This is a genomic window from Methylobacterium sp. GC_Met_3, from assembly GCF_026540775.1.
Taxonomy (GTDB): domain Bacteria; phylum Pseudomonadota; class Alphaproteobacteria; order Rhizobiales; family Beijerinckiaceae; genus Methylobacterium.
The window spans coordinates 46685-65820 of the sequence record NZ_JALNUL010000005.1 but is presented as its reverse complement, the minus strand read 5'-3'; the positions used below and the strand labels follow the sequence as shown (position 1 = coordinate 65820).

Sequence of the window (19136 nt, the reverse complement as noted above, 5' to 3'; positions counted from 1 at the left end):
GTGGCCCGAGCCTTCCGGGGCTAAAAACGCCTTCGAAAACCGGCCTTGCCTGATAATTCTTGAATAATCAGACAGCGGCTCGGGTCACGTCGAAAACATTAACATTAACAGGGGTTTGCGGGTGGCTGCAAGTAGCGCCCGCGCCCGCCGCTCAATCCGTAGGAATGCAGTCCAGGCGGCCGAGCGCGAGACCGTCCGCACCAAAGCGGTCGGCTATCTGCGGGTGTCGACCGAAGAGCAGGCGCAATCGGGCTTCGGCCTCGACGCGCAGGAAGATGCGGTCCGAAAATTCGCAGATGCGACCGGCCTGGAGCTGATCGACGTCGTGGCCGATCCAGGTGTCTCGGGAACGACGCGGCCCTTCGATCGACCAGGCTTCAGCCGGATCGTGCAGCTCGCGGCAGAGCGCCGTTTCAGCGTGCTCCTGGTGAAGCGGTTCGACCGGTTGGCGCGCAACATCGCGCTCGCGGTCACCACCTCGGCCGAGCTCGATACGGCGCACGGCGTAACCATCCGCTCGGTCACTGAGGCGATCGACACGGGCTCGCCCTCGGGCAAGCTCATCTTCTCGGTGTTCTCAGCCATGGCGGAGAACGAACGCGACGCGATCGTGGAGCGCACGAAGGGTGGCCGCGTCCAAAAGGCCGGCCAGGGCGGGTTCAGCTGCGGCCGCATCCCATTCGGCTACCTGTCGGACAGTAAGGGCGGCCTCGTCGTCGATCCGGAACGCGCCCCCGTGGTTCTTCGGATCTTCGAGGAGAATGGCGCCGGTCGCACGGTCCGGGCGATCGCCGATGGCTTGAACCGGGACGAGATCGCTTCGCCGAAGGGCGGAAAGTGGTGGCCCGGGACGGTCAGCTACGTGCTCAACAATCAAGTGTATGCGGGCCGGATCGAAGTCGTCTTCGTGACAGGCGGCGCCGTGACCCACGTCAACCGCCAGGGCGCGCACGCCCGCATCGTCCGGTAGATCCATGCCCTGCGCCGACTGCACCGCCGAACGTGGCGCCTCCTGTTTGAGCCAGGGCTGCTACGAGCGCCTCTGCGAGCTCCGGTACGCGACGGTCGCACCCGGTGCCCTTACCGAAGACTTGAAGCATCATCTTCTGCGCCACCTTGAGCCCGGGCAGATCATCGTCTCCGGCGCGCACGGTGTTGGCGAAATGGACCGCCAGCTCGACCGCCTCGAGGTCCGGCACGGCGACATCCTAGTGCTGCGGACTTCGCAGAAGCTGCAGCCTGAGACCGCCACGCGCTGGCAGGACGACCTGATCCGCATGTGCGCGGCCGCCGGCGTCCGGGACGTCACCGTCGTCGTCCTCGACAACGCCGCCGAGCTGTCGATCGAGCGGCCGGCCACGCGCCTCGTGCAGCAGAGCCTGGACGTGCCGCAACCGATGCAGGTCTGCTGATCATGGCCGCCCAGACGCTGACGATCCTCGATCCCGTCTCGGGCAAGGTTAAGACAATCACCGTCGGGCGCTGATCGCATGCTGAAGCTCGACGCCAGCGAGTTCGGCCTCAAGGCCGAGGCCGTTGGACGGGCTGCCCGGCAGGTCCCCTTCGTCGCCGCCTTCGCGCTGACCAACGCCATGAAGGACGCTCGCGAAGCCGAGCGCGAGACCATGCGGTCCGTGTTCGACCAGCCATCGAAGTTCACGCTCAACAGCCTGATGGTCCGGCCTGCCACGAAGCAGCGACTCCAGGCCGAGCTGGGCTTCAAGGAGGGCAACGGCTCGATCCCGGCTTGGAAGTATCTCGGGCCTCAGGTCGCCGGCGGCACGCGCCGCCACAAGCGGTTCGAGGTGCTGCTGATCCGCAAGGGCTTGATGCTCGCGGGCGAGTTCGCGGTGCCCAGCACGCGCTGCCCGCGGGACGGCAACGGCAACGTCTCGGGCGCCTTCATCACCCGCATGCTCTCGGCAGTCGGTGCCCAGTCGGACCGTCATCAGAACACCACGGCGCGCTCGAAGCGCCGGAACGCCGGTCGCAATGTCGAGTACGTCGTCTTCCGCGATCACGGGAAGGCGCCGAACGGGATCTACCTGCAGAAGGACAAGTTCGCCGTCCCGGTCTTCCTGTTCGTGAAGGGGGTCAGCTACAAGAAGCGGTTCCCCTACTACGAGAAGGCGGGCGCCGTGGTGCCCGTCGCCTACCGGAAGCATTTCCGGGCGGCCTGGGAGCGCTTCGTCGTCAACGACGTGCGCCGGAAGGGCTGATCGGGCGGAGGCCACCAGCGGGCCGCGCAGGCCACTGGGAGGGCATCGGGGAGCACCCACCCCTCCCCTAGGGGGGTACCCCCCGGGGCCAAATCCCCAGGGTCCTTCCGGGAGGGGGGACGGGGTGAGGGGAATTCGGACCCCACTGGTTCACCGTCTCTGAAATTTTGAAAACCGGGGTTGTTGTTGATGTCCGGCGCGATCGACGGACGGCTGCTCAACCGCACCGAGCTCGCCAAGATCTTCGCCGTCAGCACCAACACCATCTCGACCTGGGTCGAGAAGGGCTGCCCCTACGTCGAGCGCGGCAGCAACGGCGTGGAGTACCAGTTCGACTCGGCGGCTGTGATCGAGTGGAAGATCCAGCGCGCCGTTGAGAACGTGACGATGAGCGCCGGCGATGAAGGCTGCAAGGACAGCAGCAAGGCCAGACGCGAGGATGCGGACTGCCGCCGCGCGGTGGCCAACGCGGTGGTGGCCGAGATCGGCGCCGACGAGGCGCTGAAGTCCGTCGTCTCCCGGCACGATGCGCTCGCCGACCTGGCGACGTTCTGCCAGGTCCTCCGGACCGGCCTGTCGAACATGGCGGCCAAAATCGCCGCGCGCGCCACGACGATGGATAGCGCCCCCGAGATCGAGGCGCTCGCCCGCAAAGAGACCAACCGGGCCTTCGCCGCGGCGCGGCTGGAGCTCGGCCGCCGCTGGCTCCCGGAGAGCGACGCCGACGATGAGCCTGACGGAGAGGATCAGCAGCCACCGGAGGGGTGAGTACCCGGCCGGCCGCGAAGCCCTGCGCGGGTCGATTGACGCGCTGTTCGACGAGGCGCTGGCGTTCAAGGCCGAGATGACCGGCTCGGCCTGGGCCGAGGAGTACGGGCGGATCCCGAAGAGCACGGGCGCCGAGAGTGGCGCGGTGACCCTCTACGGGTATCAGCGCGGGCTCCTCGACGCCTTCTGTGACCCGACGATCCCGCTCGTATCGGTCCTGAAGGCGGCCCGCGTCGGTTACACCCGCTGCGCCCTGCTGGCGCTGGGCTACCATCTCCACCAGGAGCCGACGCTCTGCGCCTTCGCCCAGCCGGTGGCGAAGGACGCGGAGGAGTTCGGCGCCACCGAGATCGCGCCGATGCTGCGCGAGACGCCGGTGCTGGCCGAGCTGCTGCGGCCGGTCCGGAAGGGCCACAAACAGGACAGCAACACCTTCTTCCAGCTGGCCAACGGCGCCATTGTGCGGGTGCCCGGCGCGGCTTCGGACGACGCGTTCCGGCGCTACTCGGCGCGGTTCCAGGTCGGCGACGAGTACGACGCGGATGGCTGGACCCCGGGTGCCGGCAGCCAGGGCGACAAGGCCAAGCTGTTCTGGACGCGCGGGGAAACATTCTACAACCGCAAGCAGATCTTTGGCTCGACGCCGCTCCTGGAGAGCACCAGCCGGATCTGGAAGCGCTGGCTGGCCTCGGACCAGCGTCGGTACTTCGTGCCCTGTCCGCGCTGCGGCGTGTTCCAGTACCTCGACTGGGGCGGCAAAGACCTGCCCCACGGGATGAAATGGGACCTCGGCCCGGACGGGTCACTCAGGGACGTCTGGTACCAGGGCACCTGCGGCCACACGATCGACGAGGGCCGCAAGGCCTGGATGGACGAGAACGGCATCTGGCGCCCGACGGCGGTCCCGAAGACGCCCCACGCCGGCTTCCACCTCTGGACCGGCATGTCGCTCAACGCGAACGCGGCTTGGCCCGTGATCGTGCAGGAATGGCTGGAGGCGTGCGACGACCCCGCCGGCAAGGTCCAGACGTTCAACAACAACGTGCTCGGCCGGGTGCACCGGCAGAGCTACGGTCAGGAGATCCGGCCTGACACCTTCTTGGAGCGCCGGGAGGCCTACGGCGCCGAGCTGCCCGACTGGGTCCGCACGCTGACGCTGGGCGGCGACGTCCAGTCCGGCGCCAACGCGCGCCTCGAGGGTGCCGTCTGGGGTTGGGGCGCGGGCCTCGAATGCGCGCTCATCGGACACTTCGTCCTTCCGGGCGACCCGGCCAAGCCGGAGGTCTGGCAGAACCTCGACCGGCTGCTGCTGCGCGGGTTCACCCGCAGCGACGGCGTGGCGCTCCGGATCAGCGCGGCCGCCATCGACTCCGGCGGCCACCACACGTCAGAGGTCTACGCCTTCTGCAACGAGCGCCGCCGCCGCAAGGTCTGGGCGATCAAGGGCAAATCCGAAGCGCGAGGAGCCCGGACCAGGGTCTGGCCGCGGCTGCCGACCACGAAGCTCGGCGCGAACCTGTACATGATCGGCGGCAACGCCGCTCGCGACTTCGCCTACGGCTCGCTCGCGCTCGTCGAGCCGGGGCCCCGCTACGTGCATTTCCCGCTCGTGCCGGCCTCCGGCTCGCGCCCGATCGATGCCGAGTACTTCGAGCAGCTCACGCGTGAGAAGCCCCTGGTGAACGTTCGCCAGGGCTACAGCGAGTGGGAGAAGCCCAAGGCCGCCCACGAGGCCGGCGTATGCTTCGTCTACGCCTACGTCGCGATGTGCGGCCTGCAGGCCTCCAGCGGGCGCTACGTGGCGCTCGGGCGGATACCGGAGCGGGACGAGGCCGAGGAGGCTGAGGCCGAGGCTGAACCCGAGGCGGTCGCACCGGACGACGGCGAGCCAGCCCCTGTGTCGGCCGAACCGCCGGCGCAGATCGCCGAGGCCGCTCACGTACCGGCGGCTCCCCCGCCGCCAACTCTGCCACCGCCGCCGCCCGCCTACACCCGCCCGCAGCACTCGGGCTTCATCAACCATGGCCGGCCCGGTGGCTGGATGAACCGCGGAAGAGACTGATGGCCTTCAGCCAAGCGCAGCTCGACGCGATCGAGGCCGGCATCGCCGCCGGCGTCACGTCGGTCTCCTACGAGGGCAAGACGGCCACCTATCGCTCGCTCGACGAGATGCTGCGCGTGCGCTCGATCATCCGGCGCGCGCTCGGCCTCGACCCGCAGAAGTCCGCGACGATCCTGGTCGCGCACGATCGCGGCTTCCCCGGCGGGATCTCGGCCGACGGCTGCCTCCGTTCCGGCTGGTAGCGGGTCGCCACGATGAATGCCCTCGACCGCGCGATCGGCTGGGTGGCGCCGCGCACGGCGCTGTCCCGGGCCCGCGCCCGCCACGCGCTGCGCATCTACGAGGGCGCCAGCGTCGGCCGGCGCGCGTCCTCGTTCAAGGCGCTGAACACCTCGGCCAACGCCGAGATCCAGGGGGCGCTGCGCCCGCTGCGCTCGCGCGCCCGGGATCTGGCGCGCAACACGCCCTACGCGGCGCGCATGCTCGACATCATCACCTCACACGTGGTGGGCACGGGCATCACGCCGATCCCCGACACGGGGGTGGACGCGCTCGATCGGCGCCTGGAGAACCTCTGGGACGATTGGGAGGGCCAGGCGGACGTCACCGGCCGCATGGGCTTCTACGGCATGCAGGCGCTCTCCGTGCGCGGCATGGTCGAGTCCGGCGAGAGCGTGATCCGCTTCATCGATCAGCCCCTCGACGATCCGCGGCGGGTACCGCTGCAGCTGCAGCTGCTCGAGTCCGACTTCATCGATCAGTGGCGGGACGGGATCTACGGCAACGACGGACAAGCCGGCGCCGAGGGCCTGGAGCATACCCGGCTCGGCGTCGGCCTCGGTCAGTACGACCGCCGCGTCGGCCTGTGGCTCAACCCGAACCACCCAGGCGAGATCAACACCGCGGCCATGCGGCCGGGCGTCTCCGCCTTCGTGCCGCAGGACGAGCTGATCCACCTGTTCAAGGAGCTGCGGCCTGGACAAGTCCGCGGCGTCTCCTGGTTCGCGCCGATCCTGATGACGTCGCGCGAGCTCGCCGATTTCCTGGACGCGGTGAACGTCAAGGCTCGGGTCGAGGCCTGCTTCTCGGGCTTCGTCACCAACAACGACGACGCCGGCGTCGACATGTTCGACCCGGCCCGACCTGGGCTGGCCGGGCGCGACGCGGCGAACCCGGACGCGCAGCTGACCTCGCTCGAACCCGGCATGCTCAAGGAGCTGCGCTCGGGTCAGGACATCAAGTTCGCCGCGCCGACCGGCACGACGCAGGTCGAGCCGATCCTGCTGTTCAACCTGCAAGCCATGGCCGCCGGCGTCGGCTGCACGTACGACCAGGTCTCGGGCGACCTGCGGGGCGCGAACTTCTCCAGTCTCCGGGCGGGCAAGGTCGAGTTCCGCCGCCTGACCGAGCAGCTGCAGAACCACGTCGTGATCCCGCAGGTCTGCAACAGGACCTGGGACCGCTTCGTGTCCCGCGCGGTGCTGGCGGGTCTGCTTCCGGCGCGCGCCGAGCCCTACCGGGCGCAGTGGATGACGCCGGCCTGGGAGCCGATCAACCCGAACGACGACATCGAGGCGGACATCAAGGCGGCCCGCACGGGCCGGATCAGCCCGCAGGAATACGTCGCGAGCTTCGGCAACAACTGGCGCAAGGTCCAGGACATGACGGCCGCCTTCTACAAGCGCGCCGATCGCCTGGGCCTCGCCTACGACATCGACGCGCGCCGCACCGACCAGTCCGGCAAGCTCCAGTCCGTCGATGGCGATGGGGCCGGCGGTGATCCGACCGGCGGCAAGCCGAAGCCCCTGAAGGACGATTTCGGCGAGCCGATCACGGCGTCCGCCTCCAACTGACGGATCCCCCAATGGCAACGAAGAAGACCGGGCAGCGCGCCGCTGCCGCGGGCGGCTCCGCACGCCCGATCGACCTCAAGGCGCTCGGCACCCGCGGGCGCCGCTTCCTGGAGGTCGCGCCGGCGAGCTACGACGCCAACGAGCACACGATCGAGCTGATCCTCTCCGAGGGCTCGGACGTCGTGCGTTGGTACGGCACCGAACGCCTGTCGACCGACGAGGCCGCGGTCTGCATCGACCGGCTCGCCTCGTCCGGCATCCCGTTCCTCGACAGCCACAACAGCTACGGACTCGGCGCCGTGCTCGGGCGCATCGTCGACGTGTGGTTCGCGGAAGGCCGCATCCTCGGCCGGGCGAAGTTCGCCGCCACCGAGCCCGGCAAGGCCGCCGAGGGCATGGTCGCCCGCGGCGAGATCAAGGGCATCTCGATCGGCTACCGCGTCGACGGCTGGGAGATCACCGACGCCGACGGCACCGTGATCGACCCCGAGAAGCAGATCCTCGACGTCGACGACGGCCTGACCTTCACGGCGACCCGCTGGGAGCTGCTCGAAGCCTCGCTCGTCTCCGTCCCCGCCGATCCCGCCGCGATGGTGCGCGCCCAAGAGGGCGCCGCCGATCCGACGGCAGGTCCCGACCTGCGCGCCAGCCCGATGGGCCGCGGCGCGAAGGAGATCACCGTCACCCGGGGCGATGCCTCGATCACCTACCGGTACGGCTCCACCGGACCGCACGAGCGGGCTTGGCCCGAACCCAGAGAGGACAAGCGTATGGCCAAGCACACCCACGGCAAGAACGCCCCCGGCAAGCGGCAGGTCCGCGCCGAGCCGACCGTCAACGAGGACGGCTACTACGTCGATGCCGACGGCAACTTCGTGGACGCGTCCGGCGCGCCGGTGGACGAGCCGGTCAAGGCCGAGCGCGCCGAGGTCAGCGTCAACGAGGACGGGTACTACGTCGACGCCGACGGCGAGTTCGTGGATGCCGACGGCAACCCCGTCGACGAGCCGGTGAAGGTCGAGCGTGCCGAGCCGGACGTGAACGAAGACGGCTACTACGTCGATGCCGAGGGCAACTTCGTGGACGTCGATGGCGAGCCGAGCGACGAGCCGGTGAAGGCCGAGCGCGACGGCGAGATGGAGGACGACGATACCCGCGCCGCCCCGCGTGGCCGCGGTGCCGCCCGCGCGGCCCCGGCCAAGGGCAAGCGCGCAGCCAAGCCCGCCTTCACGCAGAAGCACGCCGCCCAGCTCGCCGAGATCGCGGAGCAGGCTCGCGGCCAAGGCGTCACCCTGAACGTGGTCGACGCGATCACCCGGGGCCTGAGCGCCGCGGCCTTCCGCAAGATCGCTTTCGACAAGCTGGCCGAGAAGAGCAAGGAGACCGCTGTGAGGGGTTCCCACAAGGGTTCGGAGACCGGCCGCATCCAGTTCGGCCGCGACGAGCGCGAAGGCCGCGCCGACGCCATGACGCTGGCGCTCGTCACCCGCACGCTCGCCGCGCGCGGTTCGGACGGCATCGACTATGCGCCCAAGCGCAAGGCCGACAAGCAGTGGGTCGAGAAGCACTCCGCGCGGTCCGAGCAGTACGCCGGCATGGGCTTCGTGGAGATCGCCGCCGAGTGCGTCGGTCACCGCGGCAACATCCGCACCGCCCGCCAAGCCATCGACATCGTCGAGCGCGCCTTCCAGTCCACCTCGGACTTCCCGGCGATCTTCCAGAACGTGCTCAACAAGAGCCTGCTCGCCCGCTACGAGCTGGCCGAGCCAACCTACAAGCGGATCTCGATCGAGCGGCAGTTCAACGACTTCCGCCCGCACCCGATGATCCGCGCGGGCGAGTTCCCGATGCTGCAGCCAGTGACCCAGACCGGCGAGCTCAAGGCGGGCACGTCGGCCGATAGCGGGGAGAACATCTCCCTCGTGCCCTACGGCGTCATCTTCCCGATCTCGCGGCAGATGATCGTCAACGACGAACTCGGCGCCATCGACCAGATCCTCGGCTCGTCCGGCGACGCGGTTCGGCTGTTCGAGAACGTCACCTTCTTCGCGATGTTCAACTCGAACCCGGTCCTGGCCCAGGACGGGAACGCGGTCTGGCACGCCAAGCACAACAACCTCGCGGCGGCGGCGGGTGTGATCTCGGTGCCGAACGTTGGCGCCGGCCGCGCTTCGCTCCGCGGGCAGAAGTCGCTCTCGGGCTTCCTATTGAACGTGCCGCCCCGGATCATCCTGACCGGCCCGAACCAGGAGACGTCGGCGGATCAGCTGGTCGCCACCATCTCGCCCCAGCTCACCACCTCGGTGAACCCGTTCTCGGGCAAGCTGCAGTCGGTGTCGGACGCCAACATCACCGACAACAGCTGGTACCTGATGTCCGACCCGAACCAGGTCCCGTGCTTCGTGCACGGCTTCCTGAACGGCTCGAACGGCCCGCGGGTGAAGACCTACGAGCCCTTCGGCACGCAGGGCGTCCAGATTTCGCTCGAGCACGACTTCGCCTGCGGCGCGATCGACTTCCGCGGCGCCTACAAGAACCCGGGCGCGCTGCCGCAGTAATCGCACCCCGCCGAACTCGCGGCCGGGCTTGACCTCCGAGCGCCGGCCGATCCGCTTCCCGAGCTTCCGGAACTCATCCCATGAAGAATTTCCTCCAGAACGGCGACGCGCTCAACGTCGTGGCGCCGGCGGGCGGCGTCGTCAGCGGCCAGCCCCTCATCATCGGCAAGATCTTCGGCGTCTGTGGCTCGACCCGCCTGGTCGGCGAGACCTTCGCCCTCTGGCGCAAGGGCATCTTCAGCCTGCCGAAGACGAACGCGCAGGCCTGGAACCAGGGCGACAGCCTGTACTGGGATGCCGCAAACGCCGTCGTCACCAACGTGAACTCTGGCGCGCTTCTGCCGGTGGGCTACGCGGCTGACGTGGCGACAAACCCGTCCTCGATCGGCCCGGTGGTGCTCGCCCAGGCCGCGTCCTGACGCGATCGCGCCCGGTAATCTTAATCGGGCGCGACCCCGGATGTCCTGTCCAACGCTGGAGCCAGCCATGAGCGTTTCCATCAAGGTCCTACCGACCGCCGATGAGCACGTCGGCCTCGTCCATCCCGTGGATGGTGCGCTCGCGGCCGAAGGCAGCGTCTGGACCTATGACGCCTGGACCGAGGCCCGGATCCAGGAGCAGGTGATCCGCCGGTTCGAGGCGGGCGTCGACGATGCTGTGCCGGCCGATGGCGTCGCGTCGGTCGACGCCAAGGCCTCCAAGCCGAAGCCGCAGGCCGCCGCGTGATCGACTTCGCCGCGCTCGCGCTCGGACCGGGCATCGCCACGTTCGGCCGGCCGGTGACGGTGACGCCGCTGGGCTCGCGTCCGGCCAAGCCGCCGTTCTCCACCACCGGCGTCTGGGCGGTGCGCAATGTCGACGTGGCGATGGGGCCGAACGAGAGCCTGAACACGACCACGATCACCTTGGGCATCCGGCTGGCCGATTGGCCGGTCAAGCCCGTCCAGGGGATGGAGGTCTTGGTGCACGCCGCCGGCTCGTACCCGGACGAGGGCAAGCTCTGGATCGACGACGTCGACCCGGACGGCCAGGGCGGGGCCACGCTCACCCTCAAGAAGAAGCCGAAGGGCGCCTGATGCCGTCCGAAGCCACGAAGATCCGCGACGCGATCATCGAACGCCTCACGGGGCAGGACTGGCTGCCGGTCAACGGCTTCCGGCGCCAGGTGCGCCCGCAGCTTCAGGAGGAAGAGCTCCCCGCCCTCCTGGTCGTCATCGCCGACGAGTTGGAGAGCCCCGAGGATGAGGCCAACCAGGGCCAGCCTCGGTTCATGAACGAGGTCACGATCGGGATCTCGTACTGCGTCGGATACTCCTCTCCCGAGGATCTCGACGAGCAGCTCGACAAGGCCACGAACGGCATCCGCAAGCGGCTCCTGCAGGATCCGACCTTCGTGCGCGGGATCGACCCGTCCAAGGCCCTCGACGATCCGGACCGCTACCCGCTGTTCGAGGCGGTGACCAAGGTCCGGCGCGGTCGCCTCTTCCCGCAGGAGGGCGCCTCGTACTTCGCCGAGGGCCGGGTCGAGATGACCTTCGTGTTCCGCACCTCCTACGACCCGGACATCGACGACGTGCTCGAACACGTGCGCATCACCGCCCGCCCCGCCGGCGCCGGCCCGGGCACGCCACCGATCGACCTGACGATCGACATCCCCACGACCTGAGCCGGCCCGCGCCGCTCCTACCCCCGAGGACACAGCCATGGCCGGTGAAACCACGGTCGCCGTCGAGGCGACCGAGGCGCGCTACCGCGCGCTCAAGCACTTCCCGTCGCAGACCGGGTTCGAGGCCGACGGCACCGCCCGCTGGCCCGCCGACCAGTTCACGTTCGCGCTCGCCCGGGACGGCGCCATCCGCCTCCTCGAGGACCTGCACGACAGCGGCGCGCCCGTCGAGGCTGCCGCCACCGCTTCCTCCGCCGCGCCCGCCGGCGCTCCCGCCGCCACCGAGCATCAGGGCTAAGCCGCGATGGGCATCACCACGATCCCGGACAACTACAAGCTCCCGGGCCCCAACGTTCAGATGGATCCCTCGCAGGCCGGCACGCCGGTCTCGCCGAAGTGGATCTTGCTCGTCGGGCATCTCCTGACCGGAGCTGCCGCCAAGCCGAACGTGGCAGTGGCCTGCGGCACGAACAACGATGCGGACGCGCAGTTCGGCGCCGGATCGATGCTCGCGCGCATGTTCAAGACGGCCTTCAAGGGCGTCACCAGCGTGCCGATCATCTGCCTGCCGGTGCCAGAGCCGGCCGCGGGTGTGGCGGCCTCGGGCGCGATCACCGTGGCGAATGCGCCGTCCGTTGCGGGTACGCTCGCGCTGTACATCGCCGGCCAGCTCGTGCCGGTCTCGATCGTCTCGGCCGACACCACCGCGACGGTGGCCGCAAAGATCGCCGCGGCGATCAACGCGACCCCGGACCTGCCGGTGACCGCGACCGTTGCGGCTGCCATCGTGACCCTGACCTGCAAGTGGAAGGGGATCACCGGCAACAGCGTAACGGTCCTGGACAGCTACCGAGGGACGTATGGCGGCGAGCAGCTGCCGGCCGGCCTCGCGCTGACCTACCCGACCGGCAACCTGCTCGCGGGCGGGACCGGCACACCGGACTTCACCAACGCGATCGCAGCTCTCCTCGACCGGCCGTTCAAGTTCGTCGGCCTGCCGTTCCACGACAGCGGCTCCTACGCGGTGTGGGATCAGGAATACGGCTTCACCGACAGCGGGCGCTGGGGCCCGTACCGCCAGAGCTACGGCCAGATCTTCTCGGCACGGCGCGGTACCTACGCCGACACCTTCCTGTGGGGTCAGTCGAACAACTCGGCGCTGATCTCCACCATGGGGTTCGAGCAGCAGTCGCCATCCCCAGGCTGGGAGTGGACCGCCGCCTACACCGCGGCCGCCGCCTTCTCGATCAACGCCTACGCGGCCCAGCCGCTCCAGACGCTACCGCTGATCGGCGTGCTGCCGGCGCCGGCGGATTACCGCTGGAACAAGGCGCAGCTGAACGCGCTCGCCCAGGTCGGCATCGCGATCCAGGGGACCGACGTCTACGGCGGCTCCACGGGTCAGCCGATCATCCTGCGCGAGCAGACGAACTACCAGAAGAACAGCTACGGCCAAGCCGACAACGCCTACGAGCTGGTCACGACCCTCGCCACCCTCGATGAGCGCTACACCCGGGTTCGGCAGGCACTGACGAGCAAGTACCCGCGCTGTGCGCTCGCCAACGACGGGACGAAGTTCGGCGCCGGCAAGCCGATCGTCACCCCGCTGATGATCAAGGCCGAGATGGTCTCGGAATACCGGGACATGGAGACGGACGGCCTCGTCGAGAACGCCGACCTCTACATCGCCAACCTGTCGGTGACGCGCTCGAACACCGAGCCCAACACGGTCGAGATCCTGGATCCGCCGGACGTCGTGAACCAGCTGCGTAGGCTGAACATCAAAGCGCAATTTAGGCTTCAATTTCCGCTCAGCGCCTCCGGCACCTGATCGGCCCTCCGTCCTACTCGCAACATGACCCGCCCTCTGAGGCGGGTTTTTCTTTGGAGAGCCTGTCATGGCTGGAAAGATCGGCGGCACAGCCTTCCTCAAGGCCGGCGGCAAGCAGTACGACCTGCGCGGCTCGTTCATCGTCTCGCCGTCGAGCGTGAAGCGCGAGGGTGTGGCCGGCCAGGATGGCCCGCACGGCTTCATCGAGACGCCGCGCCTGCCCTTCATCAAGGGCGATCTGTCCACCACGGCGGGTCTGACCATCGCCGAACTCGACGCGATGACCGACGTGACGGTCACGGCCGAACTCAACAACGGCAAGGCCTACGTGCTGAGCAGCGCCTGGACCGAGTCCGCGCACGAGATCGACACGGCGGCCGGCAAGGTCGGCGTTGTCTGGACCGGGCTCGCTTGCGACGAGCTGTGACCGGGGTCCCGGTCTGAGGGGCTACGATGTCCTGGCATGACGAGCTTCGGCCGCCATCGTTCCGCGGCGTGCCGTTCAAGATCGAGGCGAACACCCGATACGGCGGCCGCCGAGGGTTCGCCTTCGAGTTCGCCAAGAGCGACCGCTCGCTCGACGAGGACCTGGGTCGACGCGTCACCCGCGTCACGATCAGCGCCTACGTCATCGGCTCGGACTATCTCGACGAGGCCGATGCGCTCGAAGCGGCCCTCCAGAAAGAAGGCGGAGGCCTGCTCGTCCTGTCCACGATGGGCAGGGCGATCATGCGGTGTGAGACCTACCAGCGGACGGAAACGAAGGACCAGGGCGGCTTCTGCCGCTTCGAGATGGCCTTCGTCCGATCGCAGAGCGGGTCGGCAGCGCCGCCACCGAGCGAGGACACTCAGTCAAACGCCATGGCGGCGGCTCTCGATGCCGAGAATGCCGCAGCGCTGTCCGCCGGCACCGACGACGACTGGAGCTGAGACCCGATGACCTTTGCCCAGCGCCGCGTCGCTGTCGCGGCGCTGAAGGCCGTGCTCGACGCGTTGCTTGCCTCTGGCGTCGACACCGCGAGCCCGGACGGAGCGACGCTCCGGCAGCTCTGCGGCGCGCTCGCAGCCGACGCGGTCGACCAAGTCCAAGCCGGTACCTTCGGCACGCAGCTGCGCGCTTGCTTCGCGGCCGCTACGGTAGCCGGCGCCACATTCGCGGGCATGGATCGGGTTCGGCAGCAGGCACAGAGCGTCACGGCGGCCGACCTTCCGGTGCAGCGCGTGGCCCAGACGGCCGCCGTGCTGGCATTGGTGCAGATGACCCGCATCATCGCGGCGACAACCTTCACGAGCCGGCAGGACGTCGACGCTACCCTCGTGCGCGTGAACGCGGCCTTCGCGCCGGCCGAAGACTTCGCTGCCGGTCGCTTCAACAATGCCGTTTGGCGCTCGCTAGTCGCGATGCACGGCGCGGCAGTTCGTGACCTGACTGCTCGGGCCCGCCCGCTGCCGCGGATCGTCCCCTACACGTTCGCGACCCGCATGCCGCTCCTGACGCTCGCTAACCGCCTCTACGGCGACGCCGGCCGCGCCGAGGAGCTGCTCGCGGAGAACCGGGAAACGGTCCACCCGCTGTTCATGCCGGCCGATGGCCGCGCCCTGTCAAACTGATCCGGAGATACCGCGATGCTGAAGTCCGCCTCCGATGGCCAGGAAGCCGAAGCCCCGGCAGCCGCGCCCGAAATTCTGGTGTGGCCTTACGAATTCCAGCTCAGCCGACAGGTGAAGGCGCACGGCGACGACATGATTTGCCTCGTCCTCGACGCGCCGTCCGGCAAGGAAGTTTTCGAGTTCAATCTCTTGACCGGCCTCACGCAGGATCAGGTCCGACCCCTGATCTCCCGCCTCGCGAAGGTGCCGGCCTCGACAGTCGACACGATGGCGGCCGAGGACGTGATCGCGCTGGCGGCCCGCCTCAGCCGTTTTTTCAACCGGGCGGCGGCCTGACGGCACGCGTCGATCAGATCATCCGCCACGGGATGCTCTGGGGGCGGTGCTGGCCCTTCAGCATACCGCCCGATCAGATCCGCCCGCGCGACCTCGCCTACATCGAGGCGCGTATGCGGGATTTCGACGATGCGGCGCAGGCTGAGCCGGATGGGCTCGCCGACGACGAATAATCCGAGCGCACGGCGCGCGGTGATCGCCACTCTCGACGACAGGGCAGGCCGTGGCCGACGATAAATTACGCATCGTCGCGCAACTGGACGATCAGGTCTCCGGCCCGCTCAGCAAGGTCGAGAGCGCGCTCAAGCGCACCTCGGACCAGACCAAGGGCGCGGCCGCGTCCATGACCAAGGAGTGGAGCGCCTTCAAGGGCGTCCTGGGTCAGACGAACACCGCCCTGTCGACATTCGCGGCGCCGCTGGCTGCGCTCGGCATCGCCGGGGGCGGCGCGGCGCTGTCGCTCGGCGCGCTGGGCGGGGCGCTGCGCGGCTTCAGCCAGAACACGCAGGCGCTCGACATCCTGAGCCGCCAGACCGGCATAACCACGAAGACGCTTCAGGCCCTGGAGAGCATGGGCGAGCGCGTCGGGATCTCCGGGCAGACAATGCTCGGGGCGGCCGACAACTTCTCCCGGGCAGCGACGAAGCTCAAGCGTGGCTGGGGCGAAGCCATGCAAGAGCTGCCGGCGATGAACCTCGGCTGGCTGCTCAACGATCTCCGCTCGGCCAAGTCGGTCGAGGAGATGATGGACAAGCTGTTTCAGGGCCTGCCCAAGATCAGCAACCTGGAGGCGCGCCGCCGCGTCCTGACGATTTTCTTCGGGACGGAGGACATCGACAAGATCATCCAGCAGTATGGCGATCAGGCCGCAACGAAGCTCCAGGAGATCCGCAAATCCGTCGCCGACATCACGCCCGAGGCGAGGCAGGCGGCGAAAGAATTCGAGGACATGCTCGGCCGCTGGAACACGGCGGTCGAGAAGGCCAAGGTCTGGGCGCTGACTCCGGTCCTGAAGGGCCTCGTAACGCTGTTCGAGGACGTCGAAAAGCACGGACTGAGGGGCAACGAGGGCGAGCAGGCGCTGCGCAATCAGCTCAGCCCGTTCGGCGGTCCTGAGGCGACCCCGCGCGAGAAGCTGGAGGGGCGCCGGGCGCAGGTCCAGAGCCAGCTCGATTTGCTGGAAAAAGGGCCGCGCGGTGCCGACTTCGAGCGCAAGCGCGATCGGATGACCGAGGAACTCGCGCGCGTCGCCGACGAGTTGCGAAAGCTGCGCGAGCAGGGCGCGACCGCCCAGCCGTCGAGCTTTGAGGTGCCGGGCGGCGCCGGCGCCACGATCCAGAAGGCTTCGTTCGGGGGCGGCCCCGCCATCGGCGTGCCCCGCTCGTTCGGGGGAGCCGGGATCTTCGGCGGTCCGGGCGGTGGTTCCGGTGGTGGCTTCGGATATGGCGGTGCCGGTGGGGGAGCGGGAAGAGCCCGCGATGTCCCAGACGCGCCCGCGATCGGCGACAGCCTCGGCGGTCGGTCATCCAGGGGCGGGGGCGCACTGGGCGGCTCGCGCGGCCCGCTGGAACCCGAGATGCCCATCGGTGATCGCGGCATGCTCGACCTGATCGCGAAGGCGGAGGGTACGACGCACCGCGGCTACAACGACAGCTTCGCTCACCAGGTCGGGGGCGACCTAACCGGCAAGACGCTCGGTGAGATCGAGCAGGTCCAGCGCAGCATGCGCGGCTCCTCGGCGATCGGCCGCTACCAGTTCATGCGCGGCACGCTGTTCGGCGGCGGCCACAGGGGCGATCGTGGCCTGACGGGCGAGCTCGGCCTCTCCCGGGATGACAAGTTCACGCCCGAGCTACAGGACCGGCTGGCGAACGCGCTGATCGAGCGCCGCTACAGGGAGGCGAAGCGCGCGCAGGCGAAACAGGGTGGTGACTTCATGCGCCACTTCCGGACCGCGCTGGCGCGCGAGTGGGCGAGCTTCCCAGGTGACTATGGACAGCGCGGCCGCAACGGCGGGATGTATCCCGGGCAGAGCGCCAGTATCGGACGAGACCGCCTCACAGAGGGCGCGCGGCGCTGGCTGGACGAGCGGGAGGGGCGGACGGCGAAGGCAATCCCTCCAGATCCCACGAGGCCGCTCTCGCCCGCTAAGCCGGCCGTCGCCTCGAACGACCCGGATTTCTTCCCGAACGGCGCGCCGCGGGTGCTGAAGCCCAACTCGATGAAGGACGCGCCCGGCCTTACCGCCGATGACGCGGCGCGGCGGCGCGAGGCGTTCAAGAACGGCAGCCGGCGGCCCGATGTGTTGGCGGACCCGAACGACGAGCGCCGCCAGGGCGACAAGCCGTTCTACTCCGAGGAGGACGATCGGCGCGCCGCGCGCGATCTCGGCATCGCGCTCCGGGATCGGCGGCACCGTGCCGAGGCGGAGACTTCGGCGCCGGACCGATGGAAGGACCCACCGCGGAAGTCGGCCCCGCAGAAAGACGCGGGCGCCGACCTGATGCAGCGTTTCTACGCTCGCGGCACTGGCCCGGGCGGGGCGATGCAGATGCCGGGCGCGCAGGCGTCCGGAGGACGGGGCACTCTGCACATTCGACTGGAGGGGGCGAGCCCGGGCACGAAGGTCAGCCACGATATGGACGGCCTGTTCCACGGGGTGACCATGTCACGGCATCGCGCTCCCGAGATGGACAAGCTGTAGGCGATGCCCGATCCGAACCTGATCTGCGAGGTCCGCGCGGCCGGTAAGGCGTACACCAACTGGCTGACGGTCGGCATCACCTACACGTACGCCGACACGAACCCTATCCGGCACTTCACTATGACTTGCGCCGAGCCGTCCGCGGCCGGCGTGATGAAGCTGGTGCCGGGTGATCGGGTCGACGTGACGCTCGCCGGCTTCACGGTAATCCAGGACGGGTTCATCAAGATCCGGCAGGCCGGGTTCGACGCGAACCGGCACGCCGTATCCATCCAGGGGCTCGCCAAGGCCGGGCACATCCAGCAGGCAAGCGCGGATCTCGGACAGCTGACGGGCTATCCATTCTCGGCGATCGCCAACAAGATCGCCGCGAAGTACGGCGTCCGCTTCATCATGAAGAACGCGCCGCCGGGCGCCGACCTGCCGTTTCCGCGCGTTGCTCCGAACCCGGGCGAGACGGACTGGCAGTTCCTGATCGGCCTCGCCCGAGCGCGTGGGATCCGACTGACCTGCGCGGCCAACGGCGACCTGATCGGCGGCGTGCCGGACGGCGGCGATGGCGCGGTGTTGGTCGAGGGGCGGAACATCATCAGTTGCTCGGCCTACATCGAATTTCCATGGGCGGAGCAGGTGATCGGCCGGGCGCAAACCCCGGGATCGGACGGCATGTTCGGGAAGCCGGCTGCGGAGGTGGCGGCCAAGACGTCGCTCAATCCCGGGGCAACCGGTCTGACAGCCACGATCGTCGCGGACAGGCCCCTGTCTCCGGAAGAGAACAAGATCGCGACCGACGCCTATGCGAGCGAAATCCTGCTCGCGACGCTGCGGGTGACGGTGGTCCACCATGGCTGGCTAAAGCCTGGCACGAATGGTCTCTGGGAGTTGGCCGATCGCGTGACCGTCTACTCGCCAATGGCGTTCGGGCGCGTCGACAAGCAGGATTTGCGAGTCTTCACGGTCACGTGCTCTCAATCACCGGAGGGGCAAAGCCTAACAACGGTCGAGCTGGTGAGTGAGGTCGCGTTCCAGCAGCGGTATGCTGATGGACAAGCGCAGAACCCATTCGATCAGGGTGCTTCCAAGGCGGGGATAATCGGCTCTGCGTAAGCTCACTGAAGCGGCATGAACGGCGGCAAACCTTCAGACGCTCGGATGCGGTTCATTCTATCCATCTCGAATTTCGGGCGCGGCGCCACGAAGCCTGTCGAGCGATAGCGATCCAGAAACGACTGACACATCAACTGCATGCCCGCGGCTTTCGCCCCTTCGTCCAGGAATTTGTCATGCTGCACAAGGTATGACTGGAAAGGTCCGTCTGGATCGAATGGATCAGACAAGCCGACCCCTTGCATCATTCGATCGGTGGCGCCGAAATCAATCTTTGCTCCATAACAATTTGCATTGACCCATCTGAGGTCGCTTCCGACCCTCAGCGCTTGTGACAGTGAGGTTTGACTAAGGCCTGCGGTGGATGCCAACCCAACAAGCCCAACGATCGCGGTTCGGAGAAGGGTGCGCACAGGTGTGG

General features: G+C 68.4%; 22 protein-coding genes. 21 read left to right on the top strand and 1 reads right to left on the bottom strand.

Annotated features, from left to right (window positions below):
- The first annotated feature begins 121 nt into the window (after positions 1 to 121).
- The 21 genes from OXS27_RS09175 to OXS27_RS09075 all read left to right on the top strand — a co-directional run bounded on the left by OXS27_RS09175 (position 122) and on the right by OXS27_RS09075 (position 18715).
- Positions 122 to 970 carry a recombinase family protein gene (locus tag OXS27_RS09175; RefSeq protein WP_267355655.1) on the top strand — a complete coding sequence of 283 codons (849 nt, stop codon included), beginning with the start codon at positions 122 to 124 and terminating at the stop codon, positions 968 to 970.
- Positions 971 to 1091: 121 nt separating this feature from the next.
- Positions 1092 to 1412, top strand: coding sequence for a hypothetical protein (locus OXS27_RS09170; protein ID WP_267355653.1), 321 nt, complete (start codon positions 1092 to 1094; stop codon positions 1410 to 1412).
- A 78-nt stretch (positions 1413 to 1490) separates the two neighbouring features.
- A complete protein-coding gene (locus tag OXS27_RS09165; RefSeq protein ID WP_267355651.1) occupies positions 1491 to 2219 on the top strand; it encodes a hypothetical protein in 729 nt (242 codons plus the stop codon).
- 189 nt (positions 2220 to 2408) lie between these two features.
- Positions 2409 to 2987 (top strand): terminase small subunit, encoded by a 579-nt coding sequence (locus tag OXS27_RS09160; RefSeq protein ID WP_267355649.1) that lies wholly within the window; start codon positions 2409 to 2411, stop codon positions 2985 to 2987.
- Positions 2947 to 5049 (top strand): terminase gpA endonuclease subunit, encoded by a 2103-nt coding sequence (locus OXS27_RS09155; RefSeq protein ID WP_267355647.1) that lies wholly within the window; start codon positions 2947 to 2949, stop codon positions 5047 to 5049. Before OXS27_RS09160 ends, OXS27_RS09155 begins: the two co-directional genes overlap by 41 nt.
- Positions 5049 to 5291, top strand: a complete 243-nt coding sequence (locus OXS27_RS09150; RefSeq protein ID WP_243925096.1) for a hypothetical protein — start codon at positions 5049 to 5051, stop codon at positions 5289 to 5291. The genes OXS27_RS09155 and OXS27_RS09150 overlap by 1 nt, the downstream gene beginning before the upstream one ends.
- A gap of 12 nt (positions 5292 to 5303) precedes the next feature.
- Positions 5304 to 6902 carry a phage portal protein gene (locus OXS27_RS09145; protein WP_267355644.1) on the top strand — a complete coding sequence of 533 codons (1599 nt, stop codon included), beginning with the start codon at positions 5304 to 5306 and terminating at the stop codon, positions 6900 to 6902.
- An 11-nt stretch (positions 6903 to 6913) separates the two neighbouring features.
- Positions 6914 to 9460 carry an HK97 family phage prohead protease gene (locus tag OXS27_RS09140; RefSeq protein ID WP_267355642.1) on the top strand — a complete coding sequence of 849 codons (2547 nt, stop codon included), beginning with the start codon at positions 6914 to 6916 and terminating at the stop codon, positions 9458 to 9460.
- Positions 9461 to 9540: 80 nt separating this feature from the next.
- On the top strand, positions 9541 to 9879 hold the full coding sequence (locus OXS27_RS09135) for a DUF2190 family protein (protein WP_267355640.1): 339 nt from the start codon (positions 9541 to 9543) through the stop codon (positions 9877 to 9879).
- 67 nt (positions 9880 to 9946) lie between these two features.
- Complete coding sequence (locus tag OXS27_RS09130) at positions 9947 to 10186, top strand: hypothetical protein (RefSeq protein WP_267355639.1); 240 nt, start codon at positions 9947 to 9949, stop codon at positions 10184 to 10186.
- Positions 10183 to 10536 (top strand): hypothetical protein, encoded by a 354-nt coding sequence (locus OXS27_RS09125; RefSeq protein WP_267355637.1) that lies wholly within the window; start codon positions 10183 to 10185, stop codon positions 10534 to 10536. The genes OXS27_RS09130 and OXS27_RS09125 overlap by 4 nt, the downstream gene beginning before the upstream one ends.
- A complete protein-coding gene (locus tag OXS27_RS09120; RefSeq protein ID WP_267355635.1) occupies positions 10536 to 11126 on the top strand; it encodes a hypothetical protein in 591 nt (196 codons plus the stop codon). The genes OXS27_RS09125 and OXS27_RS09120 overlap by 1 nt, the downstream gene beginning before the upstream one ends.
- A gap of 37 nt (positions 11127 to 11163) precedes the next feature.
- Positions 11164 to 11424: a hypothetical protein gene (locus tag OXS27_RS09115; RefSeq protein ID WP_267355633.1), complete on the top strand. Its 261-nt coding sequence runs from the start codon at positions 11164 to 11166 to the stop codon at positions 11422 to 11424.
- Positions 11425 to 11430: 6 nt separating this feature from the next.
- On the top strand, positions 11431 to 12957 hold the full coding sequence (locus tag OXS27_RS09110; protein WP_267355631.1) for a phage tail sheath C-terminal domain-containing protein: 1527 nt from the start codon (positions 11431 to 11433) through the stop codon (positions 12955 to 12957).
- Between the two features lie 67 nt (positions 12958 to 13024).
- Positions 13025 to 13384 carry a phage tail tube protein gene (locus OXS27_RS09105; protein WP_267355629.1) on the top strand — a complete coding sequence of 120 codons (360 nt, stop codon included), beginning with the start codon at positions 13025 to 13027 and terminating at the stop codon, positions 13382 to 13384.
- A 26-nt stretch (positions 13385 to 13410) separates the two neighbouring features.
- Positions 13411 to 13887: a DNA circularization N-terminal domain-containing protein gene (locus tag OXS27_RS09100; RefSeq protein ID WP_267355627.1), complete on the top strand. Its 477-nt coding sequence runs from the start codon at positions 13411 to 13413 to the stop codon at positions 13885 to 13887.
- Between the two features lie 6 nt (positions 13888 to 13893).
- Positions 13894 to 14568: a hypothetical protein gene (locus tag OXS27_RS09095; RefSeq protein WP_267355625.1), complete on the top strand. Its 675-nt coding sequence runs from the start codon at positions 13894 to 13896 to the stop codon at positions 14566 to 14568.
- A 15-nt stretch (positions 14569 to 14583) separates the two neighbouring features.
- Positions 14584 to 14904 (top strand): hypothetical protein, encoded by a 321-nt coding sequence (locus OXS27_RS09090; RefSeq protein ID WP_267355623.1) that lies wholly within the window; start codon positions 14584 to 14586, stop codon positions 14902 to 14904.
- A gap of 32 nt (positions 14905 to 14936) precedes the next feature.
- Positions 14937 to 15077 (top strand): hypothetical protein, encoded by a 141-nt coding sequence (locus tag OXS27_RS09085; protein WP_267355621.1) that lies wholly within the window; start codon positions 14937 to 14939, stop codon positions 15075 to 15077.
- A gap of 50 nt (positions 15078 to 15127) precedes the next feature.
- Positions 15128 to 17608 carry a hypothetical protein gene (locus OXS27_RS09080; RefSeq protein ID WP_267355619.1) on the top strand — a complete coding sequence of 827 codons (2481 nt, stop codon included), beginning with the start codon at positions 15128 to 15130 and terminating at the stop codon, positions 17606 to 17608.
- Positions 17609 to 17611: 3 nt separating this feature from the next.
- Positions 17612 to 18715 (top strand): hypothetical protein, encoded by a 1104-nt coding sequence (locus OXS27_RS09075; RefSeq protein ID WP_267355617.1) that lies wholly within the window; start codon positions 17612 to 17614, stop codon positions 18713 to 18715.
- A 2-nt stretch (positions 18716 to 18717) separates the two neighbouring features.
- On the opposite strand, the gene OXS27_RS09070 is transcribed toward OXS27_RS09075, so the two are convergent.
- Complete coding sequence (locus OXS27_RS09070) at positions 18718 to 19128, bottom strand: hypothetical protein (protein ID WP_267355615.1); 411 nt, start codon at positions 19126 to 19128, stop codon at positions 18718 to 18720.
- Between the last annotated feature and the right edge of the window lie 8 nt (positions 19129 to 19136).